This is a genomic window from Nocardioides jensenii JCM 1364 = NBRC 14755, assembly GCF_001552535.1.
GTDB lineage: Bacteria > Actinomycetota > Actinomycetes > Propionibacteriales > Nocardioidaceae > Nocardioides > Nocardioides jensenii.
Map to the genome: position 1 here is coordinate 49,486 of NZ_BCRJ01000034.1, position 26,305 is coordinate 75,790.

Annotated in this window: 28 protein-coding genes; 19 read left to right on the forward strand and 9 right to left on the reverse strand. The window is 69.6% G+C overall.

The genetic code is table 11. From position 1 onward, the window contains the following. Positions 1–93: 93 nt before the first annotated feature. Genes NJ4_RS26915 through NJ4_RS09070 form a run of 3 tightly spaced genes read right to left on the reverse strand, consistent with a single transcriptional unit; the run spans position 94 to position 2,539 of the window. Positions 94–612, reverse strand: coding sequence for a gamma carbonic anhydrase family protein (locus tag NJ4_RS26915; RefSeq protein WP_067433345.1), 519 nt, complete (start codon positions 610–612; stop codon positions 94–96). Positions 613–668: 56 nt separating this feature from the next. Further along, positions 669–1,295 (reverse strand): response regulator, encoded by a 627-nt coding sequence (locus NJ4_RS09065; protein WP_067433348.1) that lies wholly within the window; start codon positions 1,293–1,295, stop codon positions 669–671. Further along, entirely contained in the window at positions 1,292–2,539 is a 1,248-nt protein-coding gene (locus NJ4_RS09070; protein WP_217996810.1) for a sensor histidine kinase, read from the reverse strand. Before NJ4_RS09070 ends, NJ4_RS09065 begins: the two co-directional genes overlap by 4 nt. A gap of 142 nt (positions 2,540–2,681) precedes the next feature. On the opposite strand from NJ4_RS09070, the gene NJ4_RS09075 reads away from it, so the two are divergent. The 3 genes from NJ4_RS09075 to NJ4_RS09085 all read left to right on the forward strand — a co-directional run bounded on the left by NJ4_RS09075 (position 2,682) and on the right by NJ4_RS09085 (position 5,672). Continuing rightward, positions 2,682–3,686, forward strand: a complete 1,005-nt coding sequence (locus NJ4_RS09075) for an SMP-30/gluconolactonase/LRE family protein (RefSeq protein ID WP_067433351.1) — start codon at positions 2,682–2,684, stop codon at positions 3,684–3,686. 128 nt (positions 3,687–3,814) lie between these two features. Continuing rightward, positions 3,815–4,951, forward strand: a complete 1,137-nt coding sequence (locus NJ4_RS25110) for an ankyrin repeat domain-containing protein (RefSeq protein ID WP_082748317.1) — start codon at positions 3,815–3,817, stop codon at positions 4,949–4,951. 91 nt (positions 4,952–5,042) lie between these two features. Beyond that, positions 5,043–5,672, forward strand: coding sequence for a hypothetical protein (locus NJ4_RS09085; RefSeq protein WP_067433354.1), 630 nt, complete (start codon positions 5,043–5,045; stop codon positions 5,670–5,672). Positions 5,673–5,758: 86 nt separating this feature from the next. On the opposite strand, the gene NJ4_RS09090 is transcribed toward NJ4_RS09085, so the two are convergent. Then, positions 5,759–6,541 carry a SurA N-terminal domain-containing protein gene (locus NJ4_RS09090; RefSeq protein WP_067433357.1) on the reverse strand — a complete coding sequence of 261 codons (783 nt, stop codon included), beginning with the start codon at positions 6,539–6,541 and terminating at the stop codon, positions 5,759–5,761. 141 nt (positions 6,542–6,682) lie between these two features. Between NJ4_RS09090 and NJ4_RS09095 the strand changes: the two genes are divergently transcribed. The 5 genes from NJ4_RS09095 (at position 6,683) to NJ4_RS09115 (ending at position 10,946) form a co-directional block, all read left to right on the forward strand. Then, a complete protein-coding gene (locus NJ4_RS09095; RefSeq protein WP_067433359.1) occupies positions 6,683–7,351 on the forward strand; it encodes a hypothetical protein in 669 nt (222 codons plus the stop codon). Positions 7,352–7,406: 55 nt separating this feature from the next. After that, positions 7,407–8,045, forward strand: coding sequence for a hypothetical protein (locus NJ4_RS09100; protein WP_067433362.1), 639 nt, complete (start codon positions 7,407–7,409; stop codon positions 8,043–8,045). 141 nt (positions 8,046–8,186) lie between these two features. Next, positions 8,187–8,774, forward strand: a complete 588-nt coding sequence (locus NJ4_RS09105; RefSeq protein WP_245644514.1) for an aldo/keto reductase — start codon at positions 8,187–8,189, stop codon at positions 8,772–8,774. Between the two features lie 44 nt (positions 8,775–8,818). Beyond that, positions 8,819–9,412, forward strand: a complete 594-nt coding sequence (locus NJ4_RS09110) for a hypothetical protein (protein WP_157550984.1) — start codon at positions 8,819–8,821, stop codon at positions 9,410–9,412. A 205-nt stretch (positions 9,413–9,617) separates the two neighbouring features. Next, positions 9,618–10,946 carry an HNH endonuclease signature motif containing protein gene (locus NJ4_RS09115; protein ID WP_067433371.1) on the forward strand — a complete coding sequence of 443 codons (1,329 nt, stop codon included), beginning with the start codon at positions 9,618–9,620 and terminating at the stop codon, positions 10,944–10,946. A gap of 156 nt (positions 10,947–11,102) precedes the next feature. Here the strand turns inward: NJ4_RS09115 and NJ4_RS09120 are convergent, their stop codons facing one another. Continuing rightward, a complete protein-coding gene (locus NJ4_RS09120) occupies positions 11,103–11,942 on the reverse strand; it encodes an aldo/keto reductase (protein ID WP_067433373.1) in 840 nt (279 codons plus the stop codon). Positions 11,943–12,173: 231 nt separating this feature from the next. Here NJ4_RS09120 and NJ4_RS26260 point away from each other — a divergent pair, with 231 nt between their 5' ends. The 4 genes from NJ4_RS26260 to NJ4_RS09140 all read left to right on the forward strand — a co-directional run bounded on the left by NJ4_RS26260 (position 12,174) and on the right by NJ4_RS09140 (position 15,330). Then, complete coding sequence (locus NJ4_RS26260) at positions 12,174–13,262, forward strand: hypothetical protein (RefSeq protein WP_217996811.1); 1,089 nt, start codon at positions 12,174–12,176, stop codon at positions 13,260–13,262. A gap of 188 nt (positions 13,263–13,450) precedes the next feature. Next, on the forward strand, positions 13,451–13,813 hold the full coding sequence (locus NJ4_RS09130; protein ID WP_067433376.1) for an SPW repeat protein: 363 nt from the start codon (positions 13,451–13,453) through the stop codon (positions 13,811–13,813). Positions 13,814–13,827: 14 nt separating this feature from the next. After that, positions 13,828–14,400, forward strand: coding sequence for a TetR/AcrR family transcriptional regulator (locus NJ4_RS09135; protein WP_067433379.1), 573 nt, complete (start codon positions 13,828–13,830; stop codon positions 14,398–14,400). A 147-nt stretch (positions 14,401–14,547) separates the two neighbouring features. Then, complete coding sequence (locus tag NJ4_RS09140) at positions 14,548–15,330, forward strand: hypothetical protein (protein WP_067433382.1); 783 nt, start codon at positions 14,548–14,550, stop codon at positions 15,328–15,330. A 12-nt stretch (positions 15,331–15,342) separates the two neighbouring features. Here NJ4_RS09140 and NJ4_RS09145 read toward each other — a convergent pair whose 3' ends face one another. Further along, a complete protein-coding gene (locus tag NJ4_RS09145; RefSeq protein ID WP_067433385.1) occupies positions 15,343–16,602 on the reverse strand; it encodes an amidohydrolase in 1,260 nt (419 codons plus the stop codon). A 45-nt stretch (positions 16,603–16,647) separates the two neighbouring features. On the opposite strand from NJ4_RS09145, the gene NJ4_RS09150 reads away from it, so the two are divergent. The 3 genes from NJ4_RS09150 to NJ4_RS09160 all read left to right on the forward strand — a co-directional run bounded on the left by NJ4_RS09150 (position 16,648) and on the right by NJ4_RS09160 (position 17,694). Continuing rightward, positions 16,648–16,866 carry a hypothetical protein gene (locus tag NJ4_RS09150; RefSeq protein WP_067433388.1) on the forward strand — a complete coding sequence of 73 codons (219 nt, stop codon included), beginning with the start codon at positions 16,648–16,650 and terminating at the stop codon, positions 16,864–16,866. Between the two features lie 10 nt (positions 16,867–16,876). Continuing rightward, a complete protein-coding gene (locus tag NJ4_RS09155) occupies positions 16,877–17,113 on the forward strand; it encodes a DUF3099 domain-containing protein (RefSeq protein ID WP_067433391.1) in 237 nt (78 codons plus the stop codon). A 176-nt stretch (positions 17,114–17,289) separates the two neighbouring features. Continuing rightward, on the forward strand, positions 17,290–17,694 hold the full coding sequence (locus NJ4_RS09160; protein ID WP_067433444.1) for a VOC family protein: 405 nt from the start codon (positions 17,290–17,292) through the stop codon (positions 17,692–17,694). Between the two features lie 47 nt (positions 17,695–17,741). Here NJ4_RS09160 and NJ4_RS09165 read toward each other — a convergent pair whose 3' ends face one another. Continuing rightward, on the reverse strand, positions 17,742–18,305 hold the full coding sequence (locus NJ4_RS09165) for a GNAT family N-acetyltransferase (protein WP_067433446.1): 564 nt from the start codon (positions 18,303–18,305) through the stop codon (positions 17,742–17,744). A gap of 128 nt (positions 18,306–18,433) precedes the next feature. Here NJ4_RS09165 and NJ4_RS09170 point away from each other — a divergent pair, with 128 nt between their 5' ends. Together NJ4_RS09170 and NJ4_RS09175 are read left to right on the forward strand one after the other, a co-directional pair. Continuing rightward, on the forward strand, positions 18,434–20,248 hold the full coding sequence (locus NJ4_RS09170; RefSeq protein WP_067433395.1) for a cysteine peptidase family C39 domain-containing protein: 1,815 nt from the start codon (positions 18,434–18,436) through the stop codon (positions 20,246–20,248). Between the two features lie 159 nt (positions 20,249–20,407). After that, the gene (locus tag NJ4_RS09175; RefSeq protein WP_067433398.1) at positions 20,408–21,514 is read left to right on the forward strand and encodes a hypothetical protein; all 1,107 of its coding nucleotides are present in this window, start codon (positions 20,408–20,410) and stop codon (positions 21,512–21,514) included. A 69-nt stretch (positions 21,515–21,583) separates the two neighbouring features. Here the strand turns inward: NJ4_RS09175 and NJ4_RS09180 are convergent, their stop codons facing one another. Together NJ4_RS09180 and NJ4_RS09185 are read right to left on the reverse strand one after the other, a co-directional pair. Continuing rightward, positions 21,584–22,651, reverse strand: a complete 1,068-nt coding sequence (locus NJ4_RS09180; protein WP_067433401.1) for a trypsin-like serine peptidase — start codon at positions 22,649–22,651, stop codon at positions 21,584–21,586. Between the two features lie 190 nt (positions 22,652–22,841). Continuing rightward, positions 22,842–23,594: an exonuclease/endonuclease/phosphatase family protein gene (locus NJ4_RS09185; protein WP_067433404.1), complete on the reverse strand. Its 753-nt coding sequence runs from the start codon at positions 23,592–23,594 to the stop codon at positions 22,842–22,844. Positions 23,595–23,753: 159 nt separating this feature from the next. On the opposite strand from NJ4_RS09185, the gene NJ4_RS09190 reads away from it, so the two are divergent. Further along, positions 23,754–25,295 (forward strand): hypothetical protein, encoded by a 1,542-nt coding sequence (locus NJ4_RS09190; protein ID WP_067433407.1) that lies wholly within the window; start codon positions 23,754–23,756, stop codon positions 25,293–25,295. Then, complete coding sequence (locus NJ4_RS09195) at positions 25,295–26,245, forward strand: phosphatase PAP2 family protein (RefSeq protein WP_067433410.1); 951 nt, start codon at positions 25,295–25,297, stop codon at positions 26,243–26,245. Before NJ4_RS09190 ends, NJ4_RS09195 begins: the two co-directional genes overlap by 1 nt. Positions 26,246–26,305 lie beyond the last annotated feature (60 nt).

The following is a 26,305-nucleotide window of genomic DNA, read 5'->3' on the forward strand; positions in this document are numbered from 1 at the left end:
GTGACAGCCCAGGCGATGACACGCAGCCGACGCCTGGTGGTGCACCGACAACTCGGTCGGAGCGCCTGGTGGAGAGCCCCGAAGAGAAGTCGGTCAGCCGAGGACCGTGCCCCCTCGGTGCAGCTCCCGGTGCGCCTCGTAGATCTCCGCGTTCGTGTGCAGCCGCTCGACCTCCTCGTCGGTGAGCTCGCGGCGTACCTTGCCGGGCACTCCCGCGACCAGCGTCCGCGGTGGGACCTCCATGCCCTCGGTGACCAGCGCACCCGCGGCGATCAGCACCTCGTCGCCGATGACGGCTCCGTTCATCACCGTGGCGCCCATCCCGACCAGCACGTGGTCGCCGATCGTGGCGCCATGGACGACCGCGCCGTGGCCGACCGAGACGCCCTCGCCGAGGATGACCGGCTTGCCCTTGTCGACATGGAAGACGCAGTTGTCCTGCACGTTCGAGCGCGGTCCGATGGTGATCGGCTCGTTGTCGGCCCGCAGCACCGCGCCGTAGAAGACGGAGGATCCCTCGGCCAGGTTGACCGAACCGACCAACGTCGCGTCGGGGGCGACCCAGGCAGAGTCGGGGATGACGGGGGAGCGGTCTCCAAGTGCGATCAGCATGGCGGCAAGGCTACCGACGACGATTCGGCGGCCCTAAGGGCGGAGCGTCTCGTGGTTCAGGCGCGGATGATGCGCCGTTCGATGGCGGCAGCAACGGCTCCGGGACGCGTGTCGACCCCGAGCTTGGTGTAGATGTGCGAGAGGTGCGACTTCACGGTGGCCTGCGACACGAACAGCTCGCGCGCCATCTCCTTGTTGCCCAGCCCCCGGGAGAGCAGCTCGAGCACCTCGACCTCGCGTTCGGTGATGGTCGTCGCGCCCGGCGTCGTACGCCGCACGAGCGTGGCGGCCACCGACGACGCCAGCACCGTCTCGCCGCGTGCGGTCGCCCGGATGCCGGCGAACAGCTCGTCGGGCGGGGCGTCCTTGAGGAGGTAGCCGCGAGCCCCGGCCTCGAGCGCGCGGAGGATGTCTGACTCCGTGTCATACGTGGTCAGCACCAGCACCTCCGGCGGCTCGGGCAGACCGCGAACCGCCGTGGTGACCTCGGCGCCGCCGGGGTGGCCGTCACCCAGGCTCAGGTCCATCAGCACGACGTCGGGTCGGTGCTCCTCGACCGCGGCCACCGCACGGTCGATCCGGTCGGCCTCGCCCACCACAGAGAGGTCGTCCTGCCCGTCGATGAGGGCGCGCAGTCCGGCGCGTACGACGGGGTGGTCATCGACCAGCACGATGCGGATCACGGGGTTCCCTGGTTTCGGGACGGTCGCAGCGCGGCCTGCTCAACCTCGGTGTGGATCGGGAAGCGAGCGGAGACGGTGGTGCCCTCACCCGGAGCGCTCTCCACCTCGGCCCGGCCGTCGAGTCCGGCCGCCCGCTCGCGGATGCCGGCCAGGCCGCGACCACGCGTCCCGGATGCTCGCACGGTGTCGGGATCGAAGCCTCGACCGTCGTCGCGCACGTCGAGCACGACCTCGTCGTGGTGGTAGGTCAGGGTCAGCGCCACCCGGTGGGCATCGGCGTGCTCGCGCACGTTGGCCAGCGCGCCGCGCGCCGTACGCACCAGGGCAGCGGCCACCTCGGCCGGCAACCCGACCGGTGATCCGTCGATCCGCAGCTCGACCGCCGTGCCAGCAGCGGCCTGGTTGGCGGCCCTGCGCAGGGCATCGGCGAGCGCCGTACCGCCCGGGTCGGCGGCGAGATGGTCCGGAGCCAGGTCACGGACCACGCGGCGTACCTCGTCCAGTCCGTCGCGTGCGGTCGTTGCCGCGGTGTGCACGTGCTCGCGGGCCGCGGCCGGGTGGGCGTCCCACGCCTGCTCGGCGGCCTGCAGCAGCAGGTTGATGCTGGAGAGTCCCTGACCGACCGAGTCGTGGATCTCCCGCGAGAGTCGGGTCCGCTCGGCCAGTGCCCCGGTTCGGTGCTGCTCCTCGGCGAGGTCGGCCTGAGCCTCGACCAGCTGGTCGACCAGCTCCTGCCTGGCCCGGGACTCCACGTCGAGCGCACGGTAGGCGAGCACCGTCACCAACGCGATGCCGATCGGTCCGGCCACCTGAACCGGGTCGAAGCCGTCGCTGATCCTCAGCCAGGCGGAGGTCAACAGGCCCGTCATCACCACGACGGTCCCGACCGCCCACCCGAACGGCAGCACCCGCAGAACCGCGAACGCCACCGGCACCGCGCACCACGCGAACGACGGTGCGACCGCGGTCAGGACGCCCCACAGGACGACCATCGCGCCCACCCACACGGTCGGCCACCAGGCTCGCCCAGTGAGAAGTCCCCGGCTCGCGTACGCCGACCCGAGCAGCAACGCGCCGGCGAGTACGCCGACCCCGGTGGCGCCCAGGCCGTGCCGGTCGACGTACCGCACGGCGCAGGTGACCAGCAGCACGAGGAGCATGACCAGGAGCCACTGGTCGAGTCGGTCCGCGGGCGCGAGGATGCCGCGCACGCCGCGGGAGCGGCCGGAGGAGGGACGAGTCATGATGGGCCAAGCGTAGGGACAGCGGCCGATCGTGGCATCAACCGATTGGCTATCGAGGACTGGCCGGCTGCCCGACGCATGCGTGGCATCGGGAGACGCAGAGTGGAGCCATCATGAAGCAGACCCCACTCCAGGAGAGAACATGAACCGCATGTCCAGGCCCGCCACCATCCTCGCCCTCAGCGCAGTGGCCGGCGCCGCAGCGCTGGGTGGTGCGGGCATCGCCTCGGCCGATGGGGAACCCGGGCGCCCCGGCACCTACCACCTGAACGGCGATGCGGTCGATGCCGCCAACCCGGTCGGCTCCAAGTTCGAGGGGATCGGCGCCGACGAGCGTCGCGGCCTGTTCTACGTCAGCGAGGTGACCGGCGGCGAGATCCACCGAGGCTCCGTGCGCGACGCGCAGACGCAGGAGTGGCTGGCCGGCAACGGAACTGACGGGCGCTTCACCGCACGGGGCATCACCGTGGACCGGGCCGGCAACGTGTACGTCGCAGGCGGGCCGAACGGCATCGGCACCGACGGCACCGACAACGGCCGCCCCGACCTGTGGGTCTACGACAAGGACGGCGAGCTGCTGGCCGCCTTGCGGGCCCCGGGCGACGACGCCTTCCTCAATGACGTTGCGATGGGCCCCGACGGAGCGGCGTACTTCACCGACTCCAACGACGCACGGGTCTTCCGCGTGGCGCCGGCGGCGGACGGCTGGGAGGCCACGCTGTGGGCCGACGCCACGGACGTGATCGAGCGCAAGCCGGGCTTCAACCTCGGCGGCATCGTGCTCAGCACCGACCGCAGCGCATTCGTGGTGGCCCAGGGCAACACTGGCCGCCTGTGGCGCTTCGACGCACGCACCGGTGCGGTCAGCGAGGTCGAGACCGGTGGCGCCGACCTGGTCAACGCCGACGGACTGGTGCTCCGGGGCGACACCCTCACCGTCGTACGCAACTTCTCCAGGTCGATCGCGACGCTGCGGCTGGCCTCCGACGGGTCGTGGGCACGCGCGATCCACCAGCAGGCGACGTCTCCGGACCGGGTGCTGACCACGGCGAAGGCGCTGCGTGGCCGGATCCTCTACGTGGACAGCAAGTTCGACGAGGCCGTCGCCTCTGGTCCCTACGACGTCATCACCGACCCGACGCGATGAGGCGCACAGGTCTGGCCACTCTTCCGCTCGTGCTCGTGCTGGGTGCGTGCGGGGGTGGCGGGGCGGGGGAGTCGGCCGCGCCGTCGAGCTCCACCAGTTCCCTGGCATCATCAGGAAGGGTTGACCGCATGGATCAGTCTGAGAAGGGTGCACCGCCGAAGGCAGAGGACCAGGCAGCCCTCGACGAGCAGCTGCGCGACGCGGCCTGGGCCGACGACGTCGCACGGGCGGGACGCCTGATCCGACGCGGCGCCGACGTCAACGCGAAGGATGATTCCGAGCAGTCGGCGTACCTCGTCGCCACCAGTGAGGGTCACCTCGACCTGCTGCGACTCACCCTGCGCCACGGCGCGGACGTCGACGACCTGGACAGTTGGAACGGCACCGGCCTGATCAGGGCCGCCGAGCGCGGGCACGCGAACGTCGCCGGTGCGCTGCTGCAGACAGGGATCGACCGCGACCATGTCAACCGGATCGGCTACCAGGCGATCCACGAGGCGGTGTGGCTCGGCGAGAACACACCGTCGTACGAGACGACCGTGCGAGTGCTGGCAGCCGGGGGAGCCGAGCTCGGCCGCACCTCGCCCTCGGCCGGCCTGACCCCGCTCGAGATGGCCCGCGAGCGCGGGTTCGACCGGCTGGAGAGGATCCTGCAGACCATGACCACCGCGAAGCTCCCGGCCGACCCCGACGCCGCGCTGCTCGACGCCGCCTCGCGAGGTGACGCCGACGCGGTGGCGCTGGCCCTGCGGGCCGGCGCCGACATCGAGGTCCGCGACGGCAACCGTCGTACGGCGTTGCTGCTCGCCGCCACCTTCGACCGGATCGAGGCGGCGCGAGTCCTGGTGGCGATGGGGGCCGACCCGGATGCGCTCGACGACCGGCACGACACCCCGTGGCTGGTCACCGGAGTCACCGGAAGCGTCGCGATGCTCGAGGTGCTGCTCCCGGTCCACCCGGACCTCACGATCACGAACCGCTTCGGCGGTCTGTCACCGATCCCGGCCAGCGAGCGCGGGCACGTCGACTACCTCGAGCGCGTGGTGCAGACCGACGTCGACCTCGATCACGTCAACGACCTGGGATGGACGGCGCTGCTGGAGGCGATCATCCTCGGCGACGGGGGCGAGGCGCACCAGGCCGTCGTACGCATCCTGCTCGAGGCCGGGGTCGACCGCACCATCGCCGACAAGGACGGGCTGACGCCGATGCAGCACGCCGAGAGTCGGGGGTACGACGAGATCGCGGCGCTGCTGCGCGGCTGACCGCCAGGCATGATGCGGGCCGGGCGGCGGTCGTTCCTTGCACTTGCTCAAACCTGTCTCATGGTCGTGCGATGTCCCATAACTTTGGCTCATGCGCGCAATGGGCCTCACATTGGTCGTCGCACTCACGTTCGCTGGGTGTAGTGACGTTTCGCACCGCCACCAGTCGACGGACCCGCCTGATCCGGCCTTCGATCACTCCGCAGAGCCGATGCCCAAGGGCGTCAACGTCGTCAGCAGCCGAGACACGACGAGCAATCGTTTCTCAAAGCAAGGAGACGGCTTCCGATCGGAGAAGGGCGCGTGGACGCTTGTAGGCGGGAGTCGTGCGTACAAGAAGTGGCTTCTTTGCGGCGACGATCCTGAGACGCCCAGCGGTGAGATGTCCATCGCAGTCCCTCGCGGCGATGAGACCTACTTTGTGCGGTTGACGGCCCGCTGGACAGGACGCAGGCTCGCGGAGGTGATCGTGAGCCCCGGGAAGACGACGGTGATCTCGGTCCCGATATGCCAAGTTGGGCGTACCGGGTACGAGCTCTACTACGGCGCGGGGACCCGGTGGTACGGATACAAGTACTTGTTTGGCCCCGAAGGCGCCTACAGTCAAGCGGGCGAGGTGTTCACGTTCGAAAGTGGTACGTCCTGGAGTGTTTCGCTGACACTCCAGCAGGGCGGGAACCTCTCCAGCTCGGGCATGGAGTACGACCAGTTCCTGCACTGACTGGCATCCGGACGAGGTTGGACTGCAGGGAGAACCCGGCGATCAAGAAGGACAGCTGGGCATTCGGCTGGCAAGGCCAAACCAGGTCAGAGGTTGACCTTGATGTCCGCGCCCTTGCGGAGCTCCGCGACCAGAGCCTGCGCCGTCCGGCTCTGCTTGTCCGACTTCGCCTGCTCGACGATCTGGGACTTGACCTTGGCGAACGGCGGGATGGTCTGCTGCTGACCGCCCTGCTTGCCCAGCTTCTTCTGCTGCTGCACGGCGGCGTCATAGATCTTGCGGAGCTCGGCCTCGGTGGGCTTGATGGCGCCGGCCTCGTCCTCGACCAGCTGCTCCACCACGACCTGGGTCTTGACCTGGCTGCGTACGACGTCCTCCGAGGTGCCCTGCTTCTCCAGGGCAGCGAGGAACTGATCGACCGAGGTCATCTGGTTCTGCTTGGCCAGGGCGCTCAGCTCGTCGTCGACATCCTGGTCGGTCGCCGAGATGCCGCGCTTGTCGGCCTCCTGCACGAGGAGCTCGGTCTCCACCAGGCTGTCGGCGATCTGCTTCTTCAGGGCGTCCTGGTCCGGCTGCTCGCCGCCCGACTGTGCCTGCATCGCGGCCTGTTGGAACTGGGCCTCGTAGATCGGGACGAACTCGTCCTTGGTGACCTCCTGGCCGTTGACCTCGGCCACGACGTCCGGGATGCCCTCGAGGTCAGGACCGCCAGCCTGCTGGCTTCCCTCTGAGCTCTCTTGTGAGGTCGGCTCCTCGGAGGTTCCCTTGCTGTCGGAATCCTTGTCGTCGCCACCGCATGCGGAGAGGGCGAGAAGGGCGGCGGCCAGTGTGACGCCGAGGACGGTCTTGGTGCGCTTGGAGTGATTCATCCATGTCGACCATACGGATCGCACCTGAGAAACCCGTCGAGACCCGGGTCTACGTCGTCTGCCGGAACCGGCGTACGACGTCTGCCAACCGGGAGAGTCCGGCCTCTTGACCTGCGTGCTTCCACGATCAACTCTGAGGTCATGGACACTCATCCGGTCGATGCCTCACACCCGTTGCTCACGTTCGGCCCGGTGGAGCTGGTGCGGGTCCAGGTCGGCTATCGCGCCGATCCCGAGGACGCGGCCCAGGAGCAGTTCCTGCTCGATCTCACGGTCCCGAAGTCGGGCAGCGCGGACGGCCAGGGCGCGTTCGACGAGCATCGGGCGCTCCGTGCCCTGGAGCCGGCCCTGCTCGCTGGAACGGACGCACCGCGGCACCACTCCCTGCACCAGCACCGGTCACACACCAGCTGGGGTGCCAGCCCGGGAGTGTTGGAGCTCGGGCTGCTCGTGACGACCGGCACCGAGCCGCGGGCAGCCGGCTCGCAGGCTCGGCTCGACGGTGTGACCCGTGCCTTCCGTGACCTGATGGAGCTGACCGGCCGATCGGAGCAGATGCCGACCACTCGGGATGCCGCGTTCGTCCGGGCCCGACGCGCAGCCGCGACGGCGTACGCCGTGGACTCGGAGAGACTGTCTCTCGGCGCGGAGGAGCACCATGCGGCCGAGAACGTCTGGGCCTTCACGTTTCGCGCGCCCGCCGGTGATGCCTTCGAGGTCCGGGTCGGCTTCGTCGACGGCTACGCCGGCTCGGTCTGGGTGCGGCACGAGCGCCAGCACGAGGTCTCGGACTCCATCGGCTCGGAATGACCTGATGAACGGAAAGTGAACGCCGGGCGGATTTCAGGGGCGTACCCTTGCCCGGATGTCCACCACGACCCCGGCCCTGCGGCTCTGGCACCTGCTGATCGCCGCCTCCGCGTTCCTGGGCGTGACCTTGGCCGCACGTCAGTACGACGTCTGGTGGACGGCCCTGAGCCAACACGCCAGCCTCGCCGCCGGCTTCTGCTACCTCACGCTGAGTGCGGCGGCCCCGGCGACGGGACGCCAAGCGCGCGCCTGGACCTGGGTGCGCGGAGCCCTGGCCACGCTGATGGTGCTCGTTTCACTCGCCTTCCTGGCGATGCAGCACGGCAACCTCCTCGACGGCTACTCAATCTTCGAGCACATCGTCACGCCGACCCTGGTCGTGATCGACTTCCTCGCCGTCGGCAGCGCGGGGCTGCACCTGCGGTGGTGGCATCCACTGACCTGGCTGATTCCTCCGCTGGCCTACCTCGGCTACTACGTGATCGGCGACCTTAGCGTCTACCAAGCCCTTGATCCCGCGCAGCCCGTGGCCTTCACCAGGCACGTGCTCCTGCTGCTCGCCCTCGTCCTCGCGGCTGGCTTCGGCTTGTACGCCGCAGTGGGGCCGGCGTACTCCTCGACGAAAAATCGCTTGGCCGGATGGTCGATCCGGCGATACTGGTGGGATGGCGTGGACGTCGGTGGGGGATCCTGACTCGGCTGCTGTCGCCGGTGCCCCGGACCAACGGCTGCGTGCGATCGTGGCCGAAGGCCTCGCGCCGGCGGTGCTGCGCGAGCAGGCCGACCGCAGCCGGGAGCGGCTCGGCGTGGACCGGATCGACCTCTATACGCACACATCCCGGACTTCTGGCACGACACCCCACTTGTCGAGTCCGTCGCCGGATTCGGGGACCTTGTCGCCGACGGCACCGTGGGTCTGCTCGGGTTGAGCAACTTCTGGGGGTGGCAGCTCGAGCGCGCCCGACGACTGGCGGACGCCGCCGGAATCGCGCGAGCCGACGTGTTCCAGTACCACCACACCTACCTGCGCATGCGCACCGACATCGCCGGCCCGCGGTTCGGGCAAGACGGTGAGTTCGGCACCGCGGACGGATCGATCCTCAGCTACCTGCGTGCGGAGCCCGGCACCACGTTGGTCGGCTACTCGCCGCTCCTCAACGGCACCTACGTCCGGGACGACAGGCGGCTGGACGAGGCCTACGACCACCCGGGTACGACACACCGGCTGGAGGCCCTCGCCAGCGTCGCCGACGAGACCGGCGCGACCCGGAACCAGGTCGTCCTGGCCTGGATGCTCGGAGGCGAGCTGCCCGTCGTCCCGCTGGTAGGTGTCTCCTCGTTGCCGCAGCTCGAGGAGGCGCTGGCTGCGGTCGACCTCGAGCTCACCGATGATCAGCGGCGACGTCTCGACGCGGCCCACTGAGCTCGGGTCTTCAGGCAAGATGGGAGGGGCGAAAGGGGACTCAGTTGCGCGACAGGGTTGGGAAGCGATCGAACGCGAGGCTGCCGGAGAACATCGACCGGGTGCCGGGGCTGGCGGGCCGAGTCGCGCGCGAGTCGGGGACCCCGGACCTGCTCGGCGTGCTGAGGGGACTGCCGGTCCTGACCGTCATGCTGGTGGTGTCTGCCGTGCTGGTGCAGGTCACCTGGGCCCGTGTGGTGCTGATCCTCATGGCCGTGGCCAGCGTTGCCGGCGCCGTCGCCGAGTGGCGTCATGAGACGCGCCGAGCCGGTGCCCAAGCGCAGCTGCACGACCGCATCGAGCGAGTGCGGGGCCACGGCACTCGCGTGCGCGCTGACGTCACCAAGATCGGTTTCGGCGGGCGGTGGCGCTACGGCGGGCCCGAGATCACGGTGACCGCAACGTTCACGACCGCCGCGGGTCGGCGTACGGTCACCGACACCGTGGTCACCGAGCCGGCCGACGCCCCGACGGTGGGCGGCACAGTGCTGGTCTGGTACGTCGGCGACGGCGGGCCCGGCGACGTCTACCTGGAAGTCGACCCGGAGAGCGTTCGGGATCCCGAGGCCGCGGAGCGCTACGACTACGGGCCTCTGTGACGCTGCTGGTCGCTCGGGAGATCAGCTCCGATGATCGAGTTGTGGCGCGTGAATGTCGGTGGTTGCGGGCACTATGAGCGTGAAGGCTCAAACCTGCGGGTTCTGGTCTGGGGACAACTCGCCTCATTTGTCACACCCGTTCACAGTCGTCACCATCTTCGTGCAGGTGGGCGATTAAGGTCGTTTCGGGCGTAGAATTGTGCCTATGACCAGCGGAAACTCTCACCCCAGCATGGGTCCCGGTGCGGGTCCTTTCTCGGGTCCCAGTGCGACCCCGGGCACGCACCCGGTGCTCGCCTGCGTCGCGAGCATCGAGAGTTCGCTGAAGTCGGTCGCCGACGTCAACCCGGCCTTCATGACCATCACGCAGAAGCGCACCGCGCTGCTCGAGCTGACCCGCCTCTCCTCCGAGCTCGAGTCCCTGCGGCTGCGGGTGATCGCGGCCTGCGACGACGTCGCCGAGGCCGACGGCGACCCGAACGTCGCGGCCTGGCTGGGCCCCCGCACCAACACCGGGTCCACGGCGAACCATCAGGCCGAGAAGCTCGCCACCTCCCTGGAGACCACCTGGACCGTGGTCGCCCGGGCACTGGCTTCGGGTGCGGTGAACCTGGAACAGGCCAAGGTGATCGTGGCCGCCCTGGACCGGGTCCGTGACGCTGACGTGCCGCCGGGGGTGATCGCGGCCGCCGAGGCCCACCTGGTCGAACTCGCCACCAAGCACACTCCGAAGGAGCTACGGATCCTGGGCCGGAAGATCCTCTCCATCGTGGCCGCCGAACTGGTCGAGGACGAGGAGCGCAAGAAGGTCGAGGAAGAAGAACGCCGCGCGAACGCGAAGTCCCGGTTGACGTTCAAGAAGAACGGCGACGGCACCGTCGAGTTGCGGGCCACGATGTCGCAGGCCACCGCCACGAGGCTCAAGACGGTGTTGAACTCATGGACCTCACCCCGTCACCAGAACACGGCCGCTGGTGGGGGTGCTGCTCCGTTGACCGATCCCGCGACGGGAAAGAAGATTCCCTTCGACCAGCGCCGCGGCCTGGCGTTCGAGGCGTTCTTGGAGGGCCTGGACCCCGACGCGCTGCCGGTCCATGCCGGCAATGGCACCACGTTGGTGATCACCATGGACCTGGCCGACCTGTTGGCCGGGGTCGGGGTGGGCACGTTGCCTGATGGCAACAAGATGTCGGCCTCCCAGATCCGACGGTTGGCGTGCAACGCGACGTTGGTGCCGGCGGTGTTGGACGGCCAGTCCGAGGTGTTGGACTGGGGGCGTGGGAAGCGGTTGTTCACCGGGCCCCAGATCGCCGCGATGGGGGTCCGGGACAAGACCTGTCGGGCCGAGGGGTGCCCGATGCCGGCCAAGTGGTGCGAAGCCCACCATTTCACCAAGCCCTGGGCCCAAGGCGGCACTACCGACGTCAAGGACGGCAAACTCCTCTGCCCCTGGCACCATCACCGGGCCCACGACGACACCTACGACAAGACCCACCTGACCAACGGCGACGTCCGATTCCGCAAGCGGACCTGAGCCATACCCGAATGGCCGCAGCCGCAGTGCAGATCGGGGCGTCCTCTGGCGCGCCCAGACCTCTGAGACTGGTCTCGACACGGTCGCTGCGCGAGATCGTCAACGACGAAGGAGGGGCGTGATGGAGGCACAGCCAACCCCACACCCTGGGAGCCGTCACATCTCTTCGTGGGTGTTCGGGTCGCCGTCGAAGAGCCGACCGTCCGGGCGACCAAGGGCCGTGATCGCCGCGACCTCGTCGTCGGTGAGGGTGAAGTCGAAGATGGCCAGGTTCTCCTGCTGGCGAGCGGGAGTGCCGGACTTCGGAATCGGCAGCGCGCCGAGCTGCACCTGCCAGCGCAGGATGACCTGGGCCGGCGTCACGTCGTGGGCCTCGGCGGCATCACGCACCGGTGCCTCGTCGAACGGTGCGTTGCGTTTGCCCAGGGGGCTCCACGACTGGGTCTGGATCTCGCGGCTCTCGTTCGTCACCCGCATCTCGGTCTGCGGGAACCACGGGTGCAGCTCGAGCTGGTTGACCGCCGGGGTGACACCGGTCTCGGCGACAATGCGGTCGAGATGCTCGGCGGTGAAGTTCGAGACCCCGATCGAGCGCACCAGTCCCTGCTCCCGCAGGTCGACCAGGGCACGCCACGCTTCGGCGTACTTGTCGACGCTGGGGTTCGGCCAGTGGATCAGGTGCAGGTCGAGGTGGTCGACGCCGAGGCGTTGCAGCGACTCCTTGGTGGAGGCGATCGCGTCGTCGTACCCGTGGTGCCGGCCGGGCACCTTGCTGGTGAGGAACACCTCGTCGCGCGGGATCCCCGAGTCCCGCACCGCCCGGCCGACCTCCTCCTCGTTGCCGTAGTTCACGGCCGTGTCGAGGAGTCGGTAGCCGGCATCGATGGCGCTGCGGATCGCATCGACACCCTCGGTGCCGGTCAGCGTGTGGGTGCCGAAACCGACCGCCGGGAGCGTCGCGCCGTCGTTGAGGGTGAGTGTGGGAATGTCGCTCATGGCTTCAGGTTAGGTCGCTGCAGGCTGCGACGAAACCTGCCCCGGCCACGACGAAACAGGTCCTGGAGCTCTCGGTCTCGGTGTGGCTGGCCGGGTGGCCCGCGTCGACGACCCCGCGGGAAGGGTGCTGAGAAAACGGATAGTGCGAAAACCGAAACGGCGGCCGGTCAGTTCTGGGAGCGTGTTGGCATACCCAAATTGTGGTATCTCGGGATCATCCAGGAGGCCCCCTTGTTCCCGCTTCGCAAGCCGACGTCGAAGTCGGCTCTCATCGCGCTCGGCACGGTCGGCGCACTCATCGTCCTCACGCCGACGACCGCAGTCGCCGCCCGCCTCATCGACAGCTCCGACATCAAGAACCAGTCCATCCAGTCGTGGGACATCGCCCCCGACGGCATCGGCAGGTCCGAGCTGCGCTCGGGCTCGGTCGGATGGGATCAGCTGGACACGCGCACGCGCGCCAGGATCGTGGCGCTGGCCGGCAAGGACGGAAGGAATGGCACGAACGGTGCCGACGGTGAGGACGGTGCCACCGGTGCGAACGGCGCCGACGGTGCGGACGGCCTGAACGGCGCCGACGGCACGAACGGCCTGAACGGGGCAGACGGTGCCGACGGCACGAACGGCTCCGACGGTGCTGATGGTGCGGACGGCGCCGACGGCCCGTCGGCCTACGACCTGGCGGTGGCCAACGGCTTCTCCGGCACCGTGCCGGCCTGGCTGGTGTCCCTGGTCGGAGCGACCGGGCCCCAGGGCGTGACCGGGCCGGCCGGTGAGGACGGAGCGACCGGGCCCGCGGGTCCGGCAGGTCCGGCAGGCCCCCCGGGACCGATCGGAGCCACAGGACCCGCAGGTCCTGTGGGACCGGCCGGGGGAGGGACCGTGCTCAAGGACGGCAACGGCGCCGCCATCGGCAAGATCCAGTCGGTCACGCGCAACTCCGTCACCGTCCTGACCAGCAACGGCTACATGCTCGCCATCGGTTGGGACGGCAGCATCGCTCCGGCGCAGGCCTACTACACCGGCGCCAACTGCACCGGGACCGCGTACCTGAACTCCGGCGGCCCCAACCCGTCGTGGCTCTACGCCAAGACGCTGGTCTACCTGGGCAGCGCGAACACCTTGGCCGTGCCCGCGGCTCTGGATGGCAGCGGCGCCGCAGCCAACACCGGGGTGAATGCGGCCGCCATCGACAACCCCACGTGTGGCACCAGTGTGGGATCCAGGAATGGGTGGGAGCTGAAGCCGACCACGGCCGCCAACACCGGGCTGCCGGCAGGCGTGGTCAACCAGATCGCGACTCCGCTGTCGGTGTCCTGACCAGCGCTGCGCTGAGGGGAGGGGCCAGCCGGCTCCCCCTCAGCGCAGGTCTGGCAGGTGAGGTGAGCCGGATCTGCTTGCGTCACACCCGAGAGATGACCTCTTGACCGGGCGGTCAATCAAGGCGCATTCTGGGACTGGTTGATCCGCCTCAGGACGACGGATTCGGTTGGAAAAGAGGATCAGTCATGCAGAAGTGGACTCGATGGCAGGCCTGGGTGGCGCTGGTGGCGGGCGCATACGCCCTGTTGTCACCGATCTGGACCGACACGGACACGGCCGCGACCTGGACGATGGTGGTCCTGGGTGTCGTGACCATGGCGGTCTCGCTGTGGGCGTTGGCCATGCCGGAGGACAAGATCTCCGAGTATGCGCTCGTGGTCATGGGCGTCCTGTTCATCATCGCGCCGTGGGTGATGGGCTTCGCCGACATCGACGCGATGGCACTGACGGCATGGATCGTCGGCGCGATCACGCTCATCGTCGGTGTGCTCGAAGCGCCGCAGATCGAGCATCGGTTGCACCTGCACCGCGGGCCGATCGCGCACTAGATCGCGCCTCGTCTGTGCCGAAAAACACCGACCGCCGCACCCGCATCCTGGACGCGGCGGAGGAACTCTTCGCCGTCGACGGCTTCGACGCCACGCCGACTGCGCGTGTCGCCGACGCCGCCGACGTGCCGAAGGGCCTGGTGTTCTACTACTTCCCACGCAAGATCGACCTCTTGCTGACGCTCCTGCAGGAGCGGCTCCCGACACCGTCGAAGGCCAGCGTCGCGGACGTCGTACGTCGTGGGGACCCGGCGGCCTCGTTGCTGGCCATGCACCGTCGGCTCGGCCTGGAGGACCACGACTCACTCGTCTTGCGGACGATCATCTTCCGGGAGAGTGGCACGCATCCGGAGGTGCGCGACCACCTGCGCAAGCTGCGCCGATCGCTGGTCGAGCTCACCGAGACGGCCTTGGAGCAGGCCGCCGAGTGGACGGTGGCCAAGAAGCTCCGGCGACAGGCGGCGGAGACGTTCGTGTCGGTGATGCTCGACCATGCCAACGCACGCCGGGCCGGAGGAGCGCTGCCCGACGTCCAGGGTGCGGCAGCGGTGGTGGCGTTGGCGATCGGCGCGCCCACCCCGGCCTGATCCGAGGAGCCGAAGCGCGAGACGGAACCGTTCGCCGAGCAGGACCGTCACACCGCGGTCACCACTGTGGTCACCACTGTGGTCACCACTGTGGTCACCACTGTGGTCACCACTGTGGTCACCACTGCGTCGAGGCGAGGATCCACCATGAAGAGCATTGCTGCTGCGGTCGTCCTGCTGTTCACGGCAACGGCGTGTGGAGCGACTGCTGACACGCCGTCGCAGGTGCGCGACTCGGCTCCGGACAGACCGCTGTCCGATCGGCCGGCCTCTGAGCCTCGAGCCCCGGACGCCCGGGCTGCGCGGGCAGCGCTCGAGTTCCTCGAGGTGCGCCGGGAGTCCGCGGATGTCTTGGGCTCCTTCGCGGAGTCGCTGGAGGACTACCTGCCCGGGCAGCTCGTCGAGATCGACGGCCGCGACCCGGTCCCGCTGGCGCTGGGGGTGGTGCACGGCACGATCCGGAGGGCCGAGCCGTACGCCGCCTACGCGACGGCTGAGCCCGAAACCGACGGAGGTCCCGACGGCGTGCAGGTCGAGTGGGCGGACCCGGATGCGGACTGGCGCGTGATCGCGGTGACCCTCGACATCACTGAGGCCTGGGGCGACGGTGTGCCGCACTCGGGCCAGCTCCGGTTCGCGCTTCCGGACGGTGAGGACTCGGAGTCGTTCATGCGCGGCATCGAGAGCCTCGGCGAGGCCGTGCTCGTGCTGGGCAGCACCCACAGCTCGGACGAGTCGCTGTTCCGTCTGGTCGAGCAGGACGCCGCCATTGGCCTTGTCGACCAGAAGGGCGCGGTGAGGTTCCCGGCGTTCGGGCTCGACGCCGAGGCGTTTGTCCGTGGCGTCGGCACGCTGCCTGCGATCGCCGCGAAGGCAGAGGTGAAGCAGCCGTTGATCGTGGTGAAGAAGCTCAGGGTCGTCAGCCGTTAGTGCCCGCGTCCGTCACCGGGCCAGCCACGCCAGGCCGGCCACCACCAACGCCGTGACGCCGGTGTCGAGCGTGGGCTGCAGGACGGGCGCGAACGTGGGGGAGTGATTGCTCGGGATGTCCTGCGCGATCCGTCCGGCCGCCTCGGCCACGCGATAGAGGTCGGCATCGATCCCGCCCAGACCCCAGTAGGAGTAGGGGATTCCCCACGCGTCGGGCAGCCGGGAGAAGTCCTCACTGGCCGACTGCAGGGGCAGCTCGCCGGCCGCCTCCCCGAAATGCGCGGCGAACGCGGCGGTCACGGCCGCAGTCGCATCGGGGTCGTTGTCGGTCAACGGGTAGCGGTCGAAGAGCTCGAACTCCGGCTCCCGCGGGCTGCCCGATGCCTGGCACTCCGCCACCACGATCCGCTTGATCGCGTCGAGGACATGGGTGCGGGTGCCGTCGTCGTACGACCGCACGTTGAGCTCGATCACGGCCCGGTCCGCGATGATGTTGCTCTTGCTGCCGGCGTGCAGGCTGCCCACCGTGAGGACGGCGGGCGCGGTCGGTGCGACCTCGCGCGAGACCACCGTCTGCAGGCGTACGACGACCATGGCGGCGAGCACCACGGGATCGACCGTGGCGTGGGGCATCGAGCCGTGACCGCCGCGCCCGAACACGGTGACGCGCATGCTGTCCGCGGCCGAGAGCACCGGCCCCATGCGGGTTCCGACGCTTCCGGCAGGGAGTGCGAGCACGTGCTGCGCGAGGGCGACCTCCGGCTTCTCGACCAGGTCGAGGAGGCCGCCGGCCACCATCGCATCGGCCCCGTCGGCCTTCTCCTCGGCGGGCTGGAAGACGGCGACCAGGCTGCCGGCCCACGCTTCCTTGGCGGCGGCGTAGAGCGCGACCGCGCCCAGCAGACTGGTCACGTGCACGTCGTGGCCGCAGGCGTGCATCACCGGCACCTCGGCCTCGGTCTCGTCGGTGGCGGTGACCGAACTCGCGTAGGGCAACCCGGTCTCCTCCCTCACCGGCAGCGCGTCCATGTCGGCACGCATCAACACCGTCGGCCCGTCCCCGTTGCGCAGCACGCCGACGATGCCGGTGCCGCCGACTCCTTCATGGACCTCGCACCCGGCCGTGCGCAGACGCTGGGCCACCAGGGCCGCCGTACGGGTCTCCTGGTGCGGCAGCTCCGGATGAGTGTGCAGGTCGCGGTAGAGATCCTCGAGCGCCGGCCGCTCGGTCTCGAGACCAGCCAGGACGGACGCGACGGGTTCAGTGACCATGCCTGCATCCTTCCCGATGGCCGGGTGCGTTGCTAGGTTCGATCCATGACCGAGTCACCCGACGAAGACCGGATCGACTCCCGTGCCGAGCAACTCCCCGAGGAGGAGCAGGCCGGCGGAGCGGACGACCCTCACGCCCAGGCCGAGGCGATCCTCGAGGAGTCCGACGAGCGCACCGACGACCCTGAGCGTACTCGTCGCGAGTCGACCCAGACCCCGGACAACCCGCCGTCCCAGGCCGACCTGGCCGACGAGGTGGACTGACCGCGGCGTCATGCGACGCCGAGACGACGCGACCCCGATCACCGACGCGAAGGAGTCCCTGTCCCGCCGGCAGGCCCGGCGACGGCGGATCTACTTCGCGCTGATGGGCACCTGCCTCGTGCTGATCCTGCTGGCCTGGAACGTCGTACGACTGTGGTCGGTGCCGGCTGCGGTGGTGATGTCTGCGATCGCCGCGGTGATCCCGCCGGCGGCCGCGATCCTGGCGAACTGGGGCGAGGGCGGCTGAGTGTCACAGCTCCGTCCCGGTGCCGGCGGTGGCCACCGCCGTCGTGGTCACGTACGACGACCCGAAGCTTGACGACACGTCGGGGGACAACGAGGACGTCGTGACGGGCGTATGTTCGGAGTGAGGTGGGCGCGTGGGACGTCGGAATCGCGTACGTCGGACACGAGGAGCAGAGCATGGCAACGGTCAGCGTTCGCTACATCGTCGACGACGTCGACGCGGCCATCTCGTTCTACTGCGACCACCTCGGCTTCGTGGAGCAGATGCACCCGGCTCCCACCTTCGCCATGCTCGGTCTCGGCGACCTGCGGCTGGTGCTGAGCGCCCCCAGCGGTCGGGGCGGAGGCGGGCAGGCGATGCCGGACGGGACGCAGCCAGAGCCCGGCGGATGGAACCGCTTCATGGTCGAGGTCGACGACCTGGACCGGACGACCGCCGACCTGCGAACGGCGGGTGTCCGCTTCCGCAGCGAGATCATTGAGGGGGTCGGCGGCAGACAGCTCATCGTCGAGGACCCGTCCGGCAACCCGGTCGAGCTCTTCTCCCCGAACCGCGAGGAGGCCCGGCTCGCCCAGTCATGACGGGCACGTGCGGGCCCGGCTCGAAGACAGGCTCAGCCGTTGAGCACTCACACGCTGCTGAACGGTGCTGCGTAGTCGAATCGGCCGGTCGGGGTGTCGCCCGAGCCCAGGGACCGGGCCTGGAAGAAGTCGCCCCAGGCCGGGTCAGGTGACTCGACACCCACCTGTCGGGCCGGGACGAAGCCGAACCTGCCGTAGTAGGCAGGGTCACCCAGCAGGGCGACGAGCGACTCCCCGGCCTCGGCCGCCTGGTCCAGCACGGCGCGCACGAGCGCGCCCCCGATGCCCTCACCTTGACGGTTCGGTCGGACGCTGAGTGGCCCGAGGCCGAGCGCCCGCACTCCGTCGACATGCGCTCGGGTGCACACGACGTGACCCACGACCTGACCGTCGGCGCAGGCGATGAGCGAGAGCCCAGGCAGCCACCCTGTGTCCGCACGCAAGGCGACGAGCAGATCGACCTCACCGGGCGGCCCGCCGGGTCGGGTCGGAGGTGCCGAGTGTTCGGCGAGCGAGAAGGCAGCTGCCACGACGGCGCCGATCTCGTCGGCGTCGCCGGCCCGCTCCTGACGAATCACGACCGGGGCAGGGGGTACAGGTGAAGGGCGCATGGTGCAGCGCACCCTAGCCGCGCTGATGCCCGGGGCGCGATCGAGTTGTCGTCGAGTTAGCCCGTCTTGGTGATTCGCCGGGCGCTCGGCGGGACCACGCTGGAGGAGGGACAAGGGAGCGTGCGTCATTGGTCGACGAACGGACCGCGGCCGAACAGGCAGGCAACTACCCGCCGCGCAGGTCGACGATGGTCCGACGTTGCACGACCCCGATCATCGGCGAGCCCGACGAGTGGCTCTTCGACCAGGTGGTCGGCGACCTCATCGCTCTGCTCAACAAGCCCGGCCTGACCCGCGACGACCTGTTCGCCACGTTCCGCGACACGGCCGGTGCGTACGTCGTCCCGTCCCTGACGAACTCGGGTCGCGGGCGGTTCTTCCGAGGCCCCGGAGCCAAGGCTCCCCAGCGGCTGCTCGACGCGAATCCCCAGTCGTGGTTGGAGATCATGCGGGTCAGGGACATCGGTCCGGACAGCTTCTATGACATGTTCAACCTGATGGCCGTGCGCTGGGTGCACCGCTTCGGCGCCAGCCTGCCGGTATTCCTCGCGGCTGACGGGCTGCCGCTCGACGGGGTCGTCCGTGGTCTTCAGTCCGGCCCGGGCATCGTGAGCCCGGTCGGCCTCACCGTCAGCCACGGCCTGGCCTACGACGCGTCCGGCAACCTGATCGCGTTCCCCGAGGTGGGGGAGTACGTCGTCACGAACGGGACTGTCTCGACACGGGTCGACGTACCGGTGGCGACGGCGTTCACCCGGATCGGCCTGGCGTCGTCCGGCTCGATACGTGTCTTCCACGACCCGGAGGTCGTCACGTTGACCGTGCACCCGGCGCAGGCGACCTACCCGGCCAAGCACAAGCAGACGCAGGCGAAGTACGACAAGAGCCTGACCGTGTGCGGCACCTGCGAGAAGTTCGCGTTCGTGAGGCAGGAGGACCTGGAGTCCGCCCCGATCCAGACCGTCACCACCGATCCCGATCAGGCCGGCACCCTGGTTCCGGGACTGCCCGCCGGCCGCTACGTGGTGGCCGGCCACGCGGACACGGGCGTCGTCGTGACCTCCGTGCGTGACGTGGTGGTCGGTCTCGGATCAGTCCGCGAGATCGGGCTCGACCACGGCTTCGACCTCACCCGGCTCGACGCGGACCCGCCGCCGAAGGCGTTCCTGCAGGGCAACATCGTGCAGCAACGGCAGCAGGAGACGCGGTGGTGCGGCCTCTACTCGTTGGCGCACGCGTTCAGCTACTGGGCACCGCAGCGCTACAACCCGCTCGGCGACAACGGGCAGTGGGCAGGCGAGCACATCAAGGACGGCTGGGACTCGACCTGGTTGCACTCGTTCCTCCTCTACGCGAGTGGCGGTCTGATCCCGGCGGTGGTCTCGCTCTTCACCGACGACCCCTCGCCCGGCACCTTGCAGGAGACGATGACGGTCGGGGCGTGGCGCTTCGGGTTCTCCGGCCAGGGCTACGTCTACGAGTCCCTCGGCAAGGACGAGGCGCTCACGCAGCTCAAGCGCTGGATCCACTGCGGCGTCCCGGTGATCGTCACCGTCGACGAACTGATGGACCAGGGCGACGGCCATTTCAGCTCGGAGCACTACAAGGTGCTGGTCGGGTACGACGACCACGCGCACCTCCGCTACACCGACGACGACGGGATCGAGCACCTCAGCGACGGGGCGTTCTACTTCCAGAACTCGGGCGGGCAGGGCGAGACGCGTGACGACGCGGACACTCTCGAGCCGCAGCTGCGGGAGAACCACCCCGACTACGAGCACGTCCCCATCGGGAACGAGGCCGATTCCTACACGGTGTTCTGGGAGAAGTGGAAGACCGGCGGCATCCCGACGTTCAGCGACTCGCACTGGTGCCTGCCCGTCTATCCACTTGACTTCGTGAAGGCCTACGCGCCGAATCCCGACTGGCAGGATCCGGTGTAGGCGCAGGTCCCCCGTCCGGCACGACCATCCGTGGCCGAGGGTTGTCCACAGGCGGGACGAGGGGTGGTTGCGAGGGCGGCGTCCTCGTCGTTTGCTTCTGTCATGTCTCGGAACCCAAGAGGCCCCGGCTTCCGGCGCCAACCCCGCATTGCTGACCAGATGACTCCCGACCACTACGCCTGCGTCAAGAACTCGTGCGCGGCCGAGCGTGCGGGCGACGCCGCGGAGGCGCTCGAGTGGCACCAGGCGGTCCCGATGTTCCGCCGCGGCCGCAACCGCCACCTGATGGAGCAGCTCGTGGCGTTGGGCGATGCGCTGCCCGAGTGGGTCTGGGCCAGGTGGATCGCCTACCAGGCGATGCGGTGCGAGGACGGGGAGACCGGCGAGCGGGTCAGCACGGTCCGCGCTGCGGTGACCGAGGCCGTCCACTGTGACCTGCTCGACGCGTGTCACACCGACGGCGGTGACCCGGTGCAGGTGCTTGCGCGGGTGATGGGGGAGTCCTGGGCCTTCCAGCAGTTCGTGGTCCACGAAGGGGGCGCCCTGGTCTCGTTCATCGACGAGTTCGCGAACGGTCGGCTCGCGGAGCATGCCGAGCTGGCACGCAGCTGGTCCGGCGCGCGCATGGGGCGCTACCGGATCGGCGCCAGCCTTCCCGGTGCGCGCCTGCAGGTGCGCGAACCGACGGGCGAGTGGATCGAGGTGCTCGACCTCGGCGCCCGCTCCTGTGCGGGCCCGCAGGGATGGGTGCTCGGGCGGCTGGTGCCCAGTGGGGTCGACGGTCTGCTCATGTTCGACGCCCCGCCACTGGGTGTCGCCCGGTCACTCGCGAAGCAGATCGCCGACCACGACGACGCCTGGCTCAGCCGGCTGGCGCACGCAGTGACCCGTGGACGAGTGGGCAGTGACCAGCTGGTCCGCGAGGACTTCGAGCTGACCACTGACGTGCAAGAGCTCGACCTCCTCCGGTTCGGGACCACACCCGGTGACCTGCCCAGGATCATGCGGCAGCTGCGTCAGGGCAGGGACGAGATCAGTCGCGCCGCGTTCCGGATCCTGCAACGGGCCCTTGACGGTCACCTGGCTCACGAGGATCACGCCTACGTTGCCGCGGCGGCTCTCAACGCCCACGGCTTCGACGACGTGCGGCGCAAGCTCGCCCGACCCGGGCAGGGCGACACCTGGGCCGCGTGGGCCGGGCGGACCGTCGAACCGGCGCGTGGGCGGCTCCTGTCACTGGCGGAGGTGGGGCGGGCTGCGGCGTGAGGGGCACGACCCGGGCGCCACGCCTGATCCCACGCCAGATCCAACGCCAGCTCTCACGTCGCGGGTGGGTCAGCCCCAGTTCTCGCGCCCCCACCTGCAGAGCCGGCTCAGGCCGTTGCCGCCGGCGAAGAGGCTGTTCTTCTCCTCGAGGAAGTTGTCCTCGCGTCCACTGAGCGTGCCGACGATCTGGCGACCGCCGTTGGTCCAACGACCCCAGAGTGGCCCGCCCGACTGGCCGCTGGCGATGTCGGCCCTGGTCTCGAGCTCGAGCGTGTCGTAGCTGTCACTGTCGTCGTCGTGGACCGAGATGCCCAGCTCGTAGCAGGGTCGCTGGCCCGTGGCGCTGAGGTCGTAGGGATAGCCGGCGTGGCTCCAGACCCGCAGGTCCTCCCAGTCGTCGTCGTAGGTGCGGTAGCCGAAGTAGCCGAGCCACCGGCCGAAGGGCTGGTCCAGCTGGCAGATGGCCATGTCATAGCCGTCCTGACCGACGAACTGCTCCCAGGCGGCGATGCCGATGACGTTGGCGGTCCAGCTTCGGCCGAGGACCGACGTACCGTCGAACATGCCGGGGGTGAACGTCGGGTTCCCGATCACAGGACCACCCGGTGACCAGGAGTTCGCCACGACGTGCGAGGCCGTGAGCACGGTGGACTCCCCGATCAGGGTGGCGGTGCCGCTGCCGCGTCCGGTGTTGAGCTGGCCGACGCGCACCCACGGTGCGCTGGTCGTCGAGTAGACCTGTCTGCTCTCGCCGTCGTAGAGCTGGGTGAAGTTCGCGGGCTCGACGGGCGATCCGTTGAACCGTCGCAGCATGGGCGGGCGCGGGAGGCCCAGGGAGCGTGGCCCTCCCACCAGGGTGTGGGCGTTCTCCGGGCTCCATTCGTCAAGGCTGTGCACCCTCTCGTCGCGGAGCAGGTCGTCCCTGAGGCCGATGCTCCCGGAGGGCTCGGGGTCGCGGTCGGCGGGGGAGCGCAGGCGGTTCAGGTCGAACCAGTCCGGCTCGCCGGGCCGGTCGCCGAGCTGCAGTTCCTCGTCGATGGTGAGCGGCGCCTCCGCTCGCTCTCGTGGGGCCCGGTCCCGGTTCTGATCGCGGTCGTGGTCGCAGTCGTGGTCGTGGTTGCGGCGTCCGGTTGCCATGGTGTCCTCCAGTGAGTACGACGCGGGAGTGCGTCAACGGGGAGGAGCCATCGGCGCGGGAGGCGGATACCCGATCCGGTCGGGTTCATCGTTCTTGGGGACAAGTCGGCGCCGCTTCCGGCGAATCAGCCTGCGCGGCCAGTCTGCGCGGCCAGCCTGCGCGGTCAATCGGCGCGGTCAATCGGCGCGGTCAATCGGCGCGGTCGACCACGACGGCCTTGTGGTCGGAGGCGTTGGTCAGCAGCTGCACCGAGAGCGGAACGCTCGGTCCGTGCACGTCGTCGATCTTGCGTCGCGGCCCCAGCGTGCCGGGGTCGTCGTCACGTCCCTCCCAGGCGGAGGTGAGGCCGGAGAGCCGGAGCCCGTCGAAGTTCGAGTCGCCCAGGGCGTAGACCGTGTGACCGAGTGCGAGTCGCTCATCGACCAACCTCTGCAGGCGCGAGACCTCGTCCCGGTGTCGCTGGGCGAGCAACGGACGGTCCTCGCGATAGACACCGTGGGACTGCACCCCGGGGACGAGGTGGTAGCCGATCAGGGTCACCCGCCGGTCTCGACTGCGGTCGTCGTACGTCGCGACGGTGGCCAGGTGCGGCGGCTCGATGCGGCGCCGGCGAGCCAGGGCGGCATCCGCCCGCCCGGGTCTGCTGAGCCACAGACAGTCGCTCTCCACGAGTGAGAAGCGGTCGCTGCGCGCTCCCACCACACAGTCACCGAGGAACGGCATCGTCCACAGGTATCCCCGGTGCTCGTGGCCGAAGCGCGGCCCGCGCAACAGGCCGACGCTGCCGGTGGCCGCGAGCAGCCGGAACCGCCACGGGTGCCATTCCTGCAGACCGACGAGGTCGGGCTCGTGCTCGAGCACCTGGTGAAGCGCGCGGCGTGCGTCGTGGCTGCCGAGGGCACGATTCACGTTCGCGGTGGCCACGACGGTGTGGGAGGTCACGACGCAACACTGTCACTTCCTCCGACCACTGGCGACCACCACTGGCGAGCACGACTGGCGAGCACGACTGGCGAGCACGACTGGCGAGCGGGGCTGTGCGACAAGACACGTCTGCCTAATTGACCGGCGAAATTCTCGGCATCCGGGCACACTGGGCGCATGCTGCTGGTGGAGAACCCGCCCCCTTCCGACCTCCGCCGGCCGGCGGGGTCCTTGGTGCACCAGCGACCCTGGCTCATTGTCGTGGCCCTGGCCGCGCTGACCTGCCTGCTCGGCTGGGTCCCGTTCATGGGGCGACCGCTGAGTCCCGACGAGAGCGGCCTGCTGATGGTCGCGCGCCAGTGGGGGCCGGGGGACTCGTTGTACGGCAACTACTGGGTCGACCGTCCTCCCGTCCTGATCGCCCTCGTGGCGCTCGGCAATCTGCTCGGTGGTGCGTGGGGGCTGCGACTGCTCGGCGTGATCACGGTCTTCTGCTCGGTGCTGCTCGCCGGACGACTCGGTCGCACGGTCGCACCCGACAGGCCGACCGCGCCGCTGGTCCCCGCAGCGACCGCGGCCGTGCTGCTCGGCACGCCACTGTTCGGCGGGTCGGTGGTGAACGCCGAGCTGTTGGGACTGCCGTTGATCCTGGGAGGGCTGATCGCCGCGATCAACTCCACCAGGGCGCCCACCTCTCGCGAGGCGCTGTGGTGGGGAGTGGCAGCCGGAGCCGCGGGTGCCGGGGCGGCCCTGACCAAGCAGAACCTGCTCGACGTGTTCGTCTTCGGTCTCGCCCTGCTCCTGGTCAGTGTGGTCACCCGCGCACGACGGGGCGTCCGCGGAGGTGTGGCACGGGACGGTCGTCCTACCGAGGCCGCCACCGCCCTGGGCGCGACGGCCGGGGCCGCAGCCGTCCTCGCGCTCGCGGTCGGCGGCGCCGCGGCCCTCGGCACCGGCCCCGCGGAGCTGTGGTCCGCGGTCGTCTCCTTCCGCTGGGAGGCGGCGAGCGTGCTCCTCGAGTCGCCGTCCTCGGGGCCTCGGCTCCAAGTCCTGTTGTGGGCGCTGCTGGGCAGCGGCGCCCCGCTGTTGCTCGGCGTTCTCCTCGTTCACCTGCGCCGCGGCGAGGCCGTCGGGAGCGAGCACGTCGATCTCCGGCTGCCGGCACTCGCCGTGGTGGCGTGGGAGGCGACGGCCGTGCTGGTGGGCGGCAGCTACTGGCTGCACTACCTGATCGGGCTGGTCCCCGGCCTGGTGCTGCTGGCGGCGGTGACCGACCTCCGGGCCCGCATCCGCCGGTCGGTCTCGATCGTCCTGGCGATGCTCACCGTGTCGACGTTGTGCGCGATCGCCTGGGTGGGTGTCCACCCGATCGACAGGTCGGAGCAGGAAGTCGCCTCGTACCTGGCTGCCCGCGCCCAACCCGGTGACACCGCGGTGGTCACGTTCGGGGTCGCCTCGATCCTCGAGTCGGCCGGTCTGGAGAGCCCGTACCCGAACCTGTGGAGCCTGCCGGTGCGGGTGCGCGACGCGCACCTGCACGAGCTCGCGGCGCTGCTCGCCGGGCCCGATCGCCCCACCTGGTTGGTGATCTCCGGCATCGGACTGGGCAGCTGGGGCATCGACACCTCTGCCGCGCAGCCCTACATCGCCAAGCACTACGACCGCATCGACGACGTCGCGGGCTATCGAATCTTCAGAGAGAAGCGGAGCCAGCCCTGATGGCGATCCTGGAGCTGCGGCCGCTCGAGCGCCCGCCGATGCCGCCCACGCGTCCCGTGGCGCGAGCGGGCGCGGTGCTCGGGTACGTCGCCGCGCTGGTGATCTGGATCCATTTCATCGGCATCCCCAACGACCCGGTCGGCGTCCTGCTGTGGTTCTGGCTGTTCACCGTCGCCTGGCACGTCGACGCCCCACGCGAGCGTCATCTCGACTTCGCTCGCGACTGGTGGCGACCGGTGCTGCTGTTCACCGGCTACTGGCTGTTGCGCGGCATCGCGGACAACACCGGCATGCCGGTGCACATCAGCGCGCCCGTGCGCATGGACGAGTGGCTCGGCGGCGGCACCACCCCGACCGAGCTGCTGCAGCACAAGCTCTGCGGTGACCCGTGCATCCGCGACAGCGCCCCGCGGTGGTACGACGTCCTGCTGACCACCGTCTATGCCTCCCACTTCTGGACCGCCCTCTTGATCGGGGGCGTGCTCTGGATGCGCAACCGTGCCGAGTGGCTGCTGTGGATGCGCCGCTACCTGACGATGCTCTACGCCGGTGCGCTGATCTACTTCGCCTACCCGATGGCGCCGCCCTGGATGGCCTCCAAGCTCGGCGTGATCGGCGAGGTCCACCGGATGAGTGGCCGAGGCTGGTCGGAGCTCGGCCTGCACCGGCAGAGCATGGTGCTGATGGGCATGCCCAACAAGGTGGCCGCGATGCCCTCGTTGCATGCGGGCATCGCGTTCCTGGTCGCGTTCTATGCGGTGAGCCGGTTGCGCTCGCACCTGCGTTGGCTGCTCCTGCTCTACCCCGTGGCGATGTCCACTGCGCTGGTCTACGGCGGCGAGCACTACGTGGTCGACACGATCGCGGGGGCGCTCGTGGCCGGCCTGGTGCTGATCGGATGTGCCGCCTTCGAACGCTCGCGCCATCCCACGCACGACGAGGCCAGATGAGTCTCCGGCGGCGGCTCCCCGGCTGCCTTCCTGCGCCGGGCCAGTTCCCCAGCACGTGGT

Coding starts and splice junctions, on each gene's coding strand:
- NJ4_RS09100 (WP_067433362.1), top strand. CDS start 7,407: ATGTCCACCACGACCCCGGCCCTGCGGCTCTGGCACCTGCTGATCGCC.
- NJ4_RS09085 (WP_067433354.1), top strand. CDS start 5,043: ATGCGCGCAATGGGCCTCACATTGGTCGTCGCACTCACGTTCGCTGGG.
- NJ4_RS09160 (WP_067433444.1), top strand. CDS start 17,290: ATGGCAACGGTCAGCGTTCGCTACATCGTCGACGACGTCGACGCGGCC.
- NJ4_RS09140 (WP_067433382.1), top strand. CDS start 14,548: ATGAAGAGCATTGCTGCTGCGGTCGTCCTGCTGTTCACGGCAACGGCG.
- NJ4_RS09130 (WP_067433376.1), top strand. CDS start 13,451: ATGCAGAAGTGGACTCGATGGCAGGCCTGGGTGGCGCTGGTGGCGGGC.
- NJ4_RS09095 (WP_067433359.1), top strand. CDS start 6,683: ATGGACACTCATCCGGTCGATGCCTCACACCCGTTGCTCACGTTCGGC.
- NJ4_RS09195 (WP_067433410.1), top strand. CDS start 25,295: ATGGCGATCCTGGAGCTGCGGCCGCTCGAGCGCCCGCCGATGCCGCCC.
- NJ4_RS09090 (WP_067433357.1), bottom strand. CDS start 6,541: ATGAATCACTCCAAGCGCACCAAGACCGTCCTCGGCGTCACACTGGCC.
- NJ4_RS09165 (WP_067433446.1), bottom strand. CDS start 18,305: ATGCGCCCTTCACCTGTACCCCCTGCCCCGGTCGTGATTCGTCAGGAG.
- NJ4_RS09190 (WP_067433407.1), top strand. CDS start 23,754: ATGCTGCTGGTGGAGAACCCGCCCCCTTCCGACCTCCGCCGGCCGGCG.
- NJ4_RS09075 (WP_067433351.1), top strand. CDS start 2,682: ATGAACCGCATGTCCAGGCCCGCCACCATCCTCGCCCTCAGCGCAGTG.
- NJ4_RS25110 (WP_082748317.1), top strand. CDS start 3,815: ATGGATCAGTCTGAGAAGGGTGCACCGCCGAAGGCAGAGGACCAGGCA.
- NJ4_RS09070 (WP_217996810.1), bottom strand. CDS start 2,539: ATGACTCGTCCCTCCTCCGGCCGCTCCCGCGGCGTGCGCGGCATCCTC.
- NJ4_RS09175 (WP_067433398.1), top strand. CDS start 20,408: ATGACTCCCGACCACTACGCCTGCGTCAAGAACTCGTGCGCGGCCGAG.
- NJ4_RS09120 (WP_067433373.1), bottom strand. CDS start 11,942: ATGAGCGACATTCCCACACTCACCCTCAACGACGGCGCGACGCTCCCG.
- NJ4_RS09150 (WP_067433388.1), top strand. CDS start 16,648: ATGACCGAGTCACCCGACGAAGACCGGATCGACTCCCGTGCCGAGCAA.
- NJ4_RS09145 (WP_067433385.1), bottom strand. CDS start 16,602: ATGGTCACTGAACCCGTCGCGTCCGTCCTGGCTGGTCTCGAGACCGAG.
- NJ4_RS09155 (WP_067433391.1), top strand. CDS start 16,877: ATGCGACGCCGAGACGACGCGACCCCGATCACCGACGCGAAGGAGTCC.
- NJ4_RS09180 (WP_067433401.1), bottom strand. CDS start 22,651: ATGGCAACCGGACGCCGCAACCACGACCACGACTGCGACCACGACCGC.
- NJ4_RS09115 (WP_067433371.1), top strand. CDS start 9,618: ATGACCAGCGGAAACTCTCACCCCAGCATGGGTCCCGGTGCGGGTCCT.
- NJ4_RS26915 (WP_067433345.1), bottom strand. CDS start 612: ATGCTGATCGCACTTGGAGACCGCTCCCCCGTCATCCCCGACTCTGCC.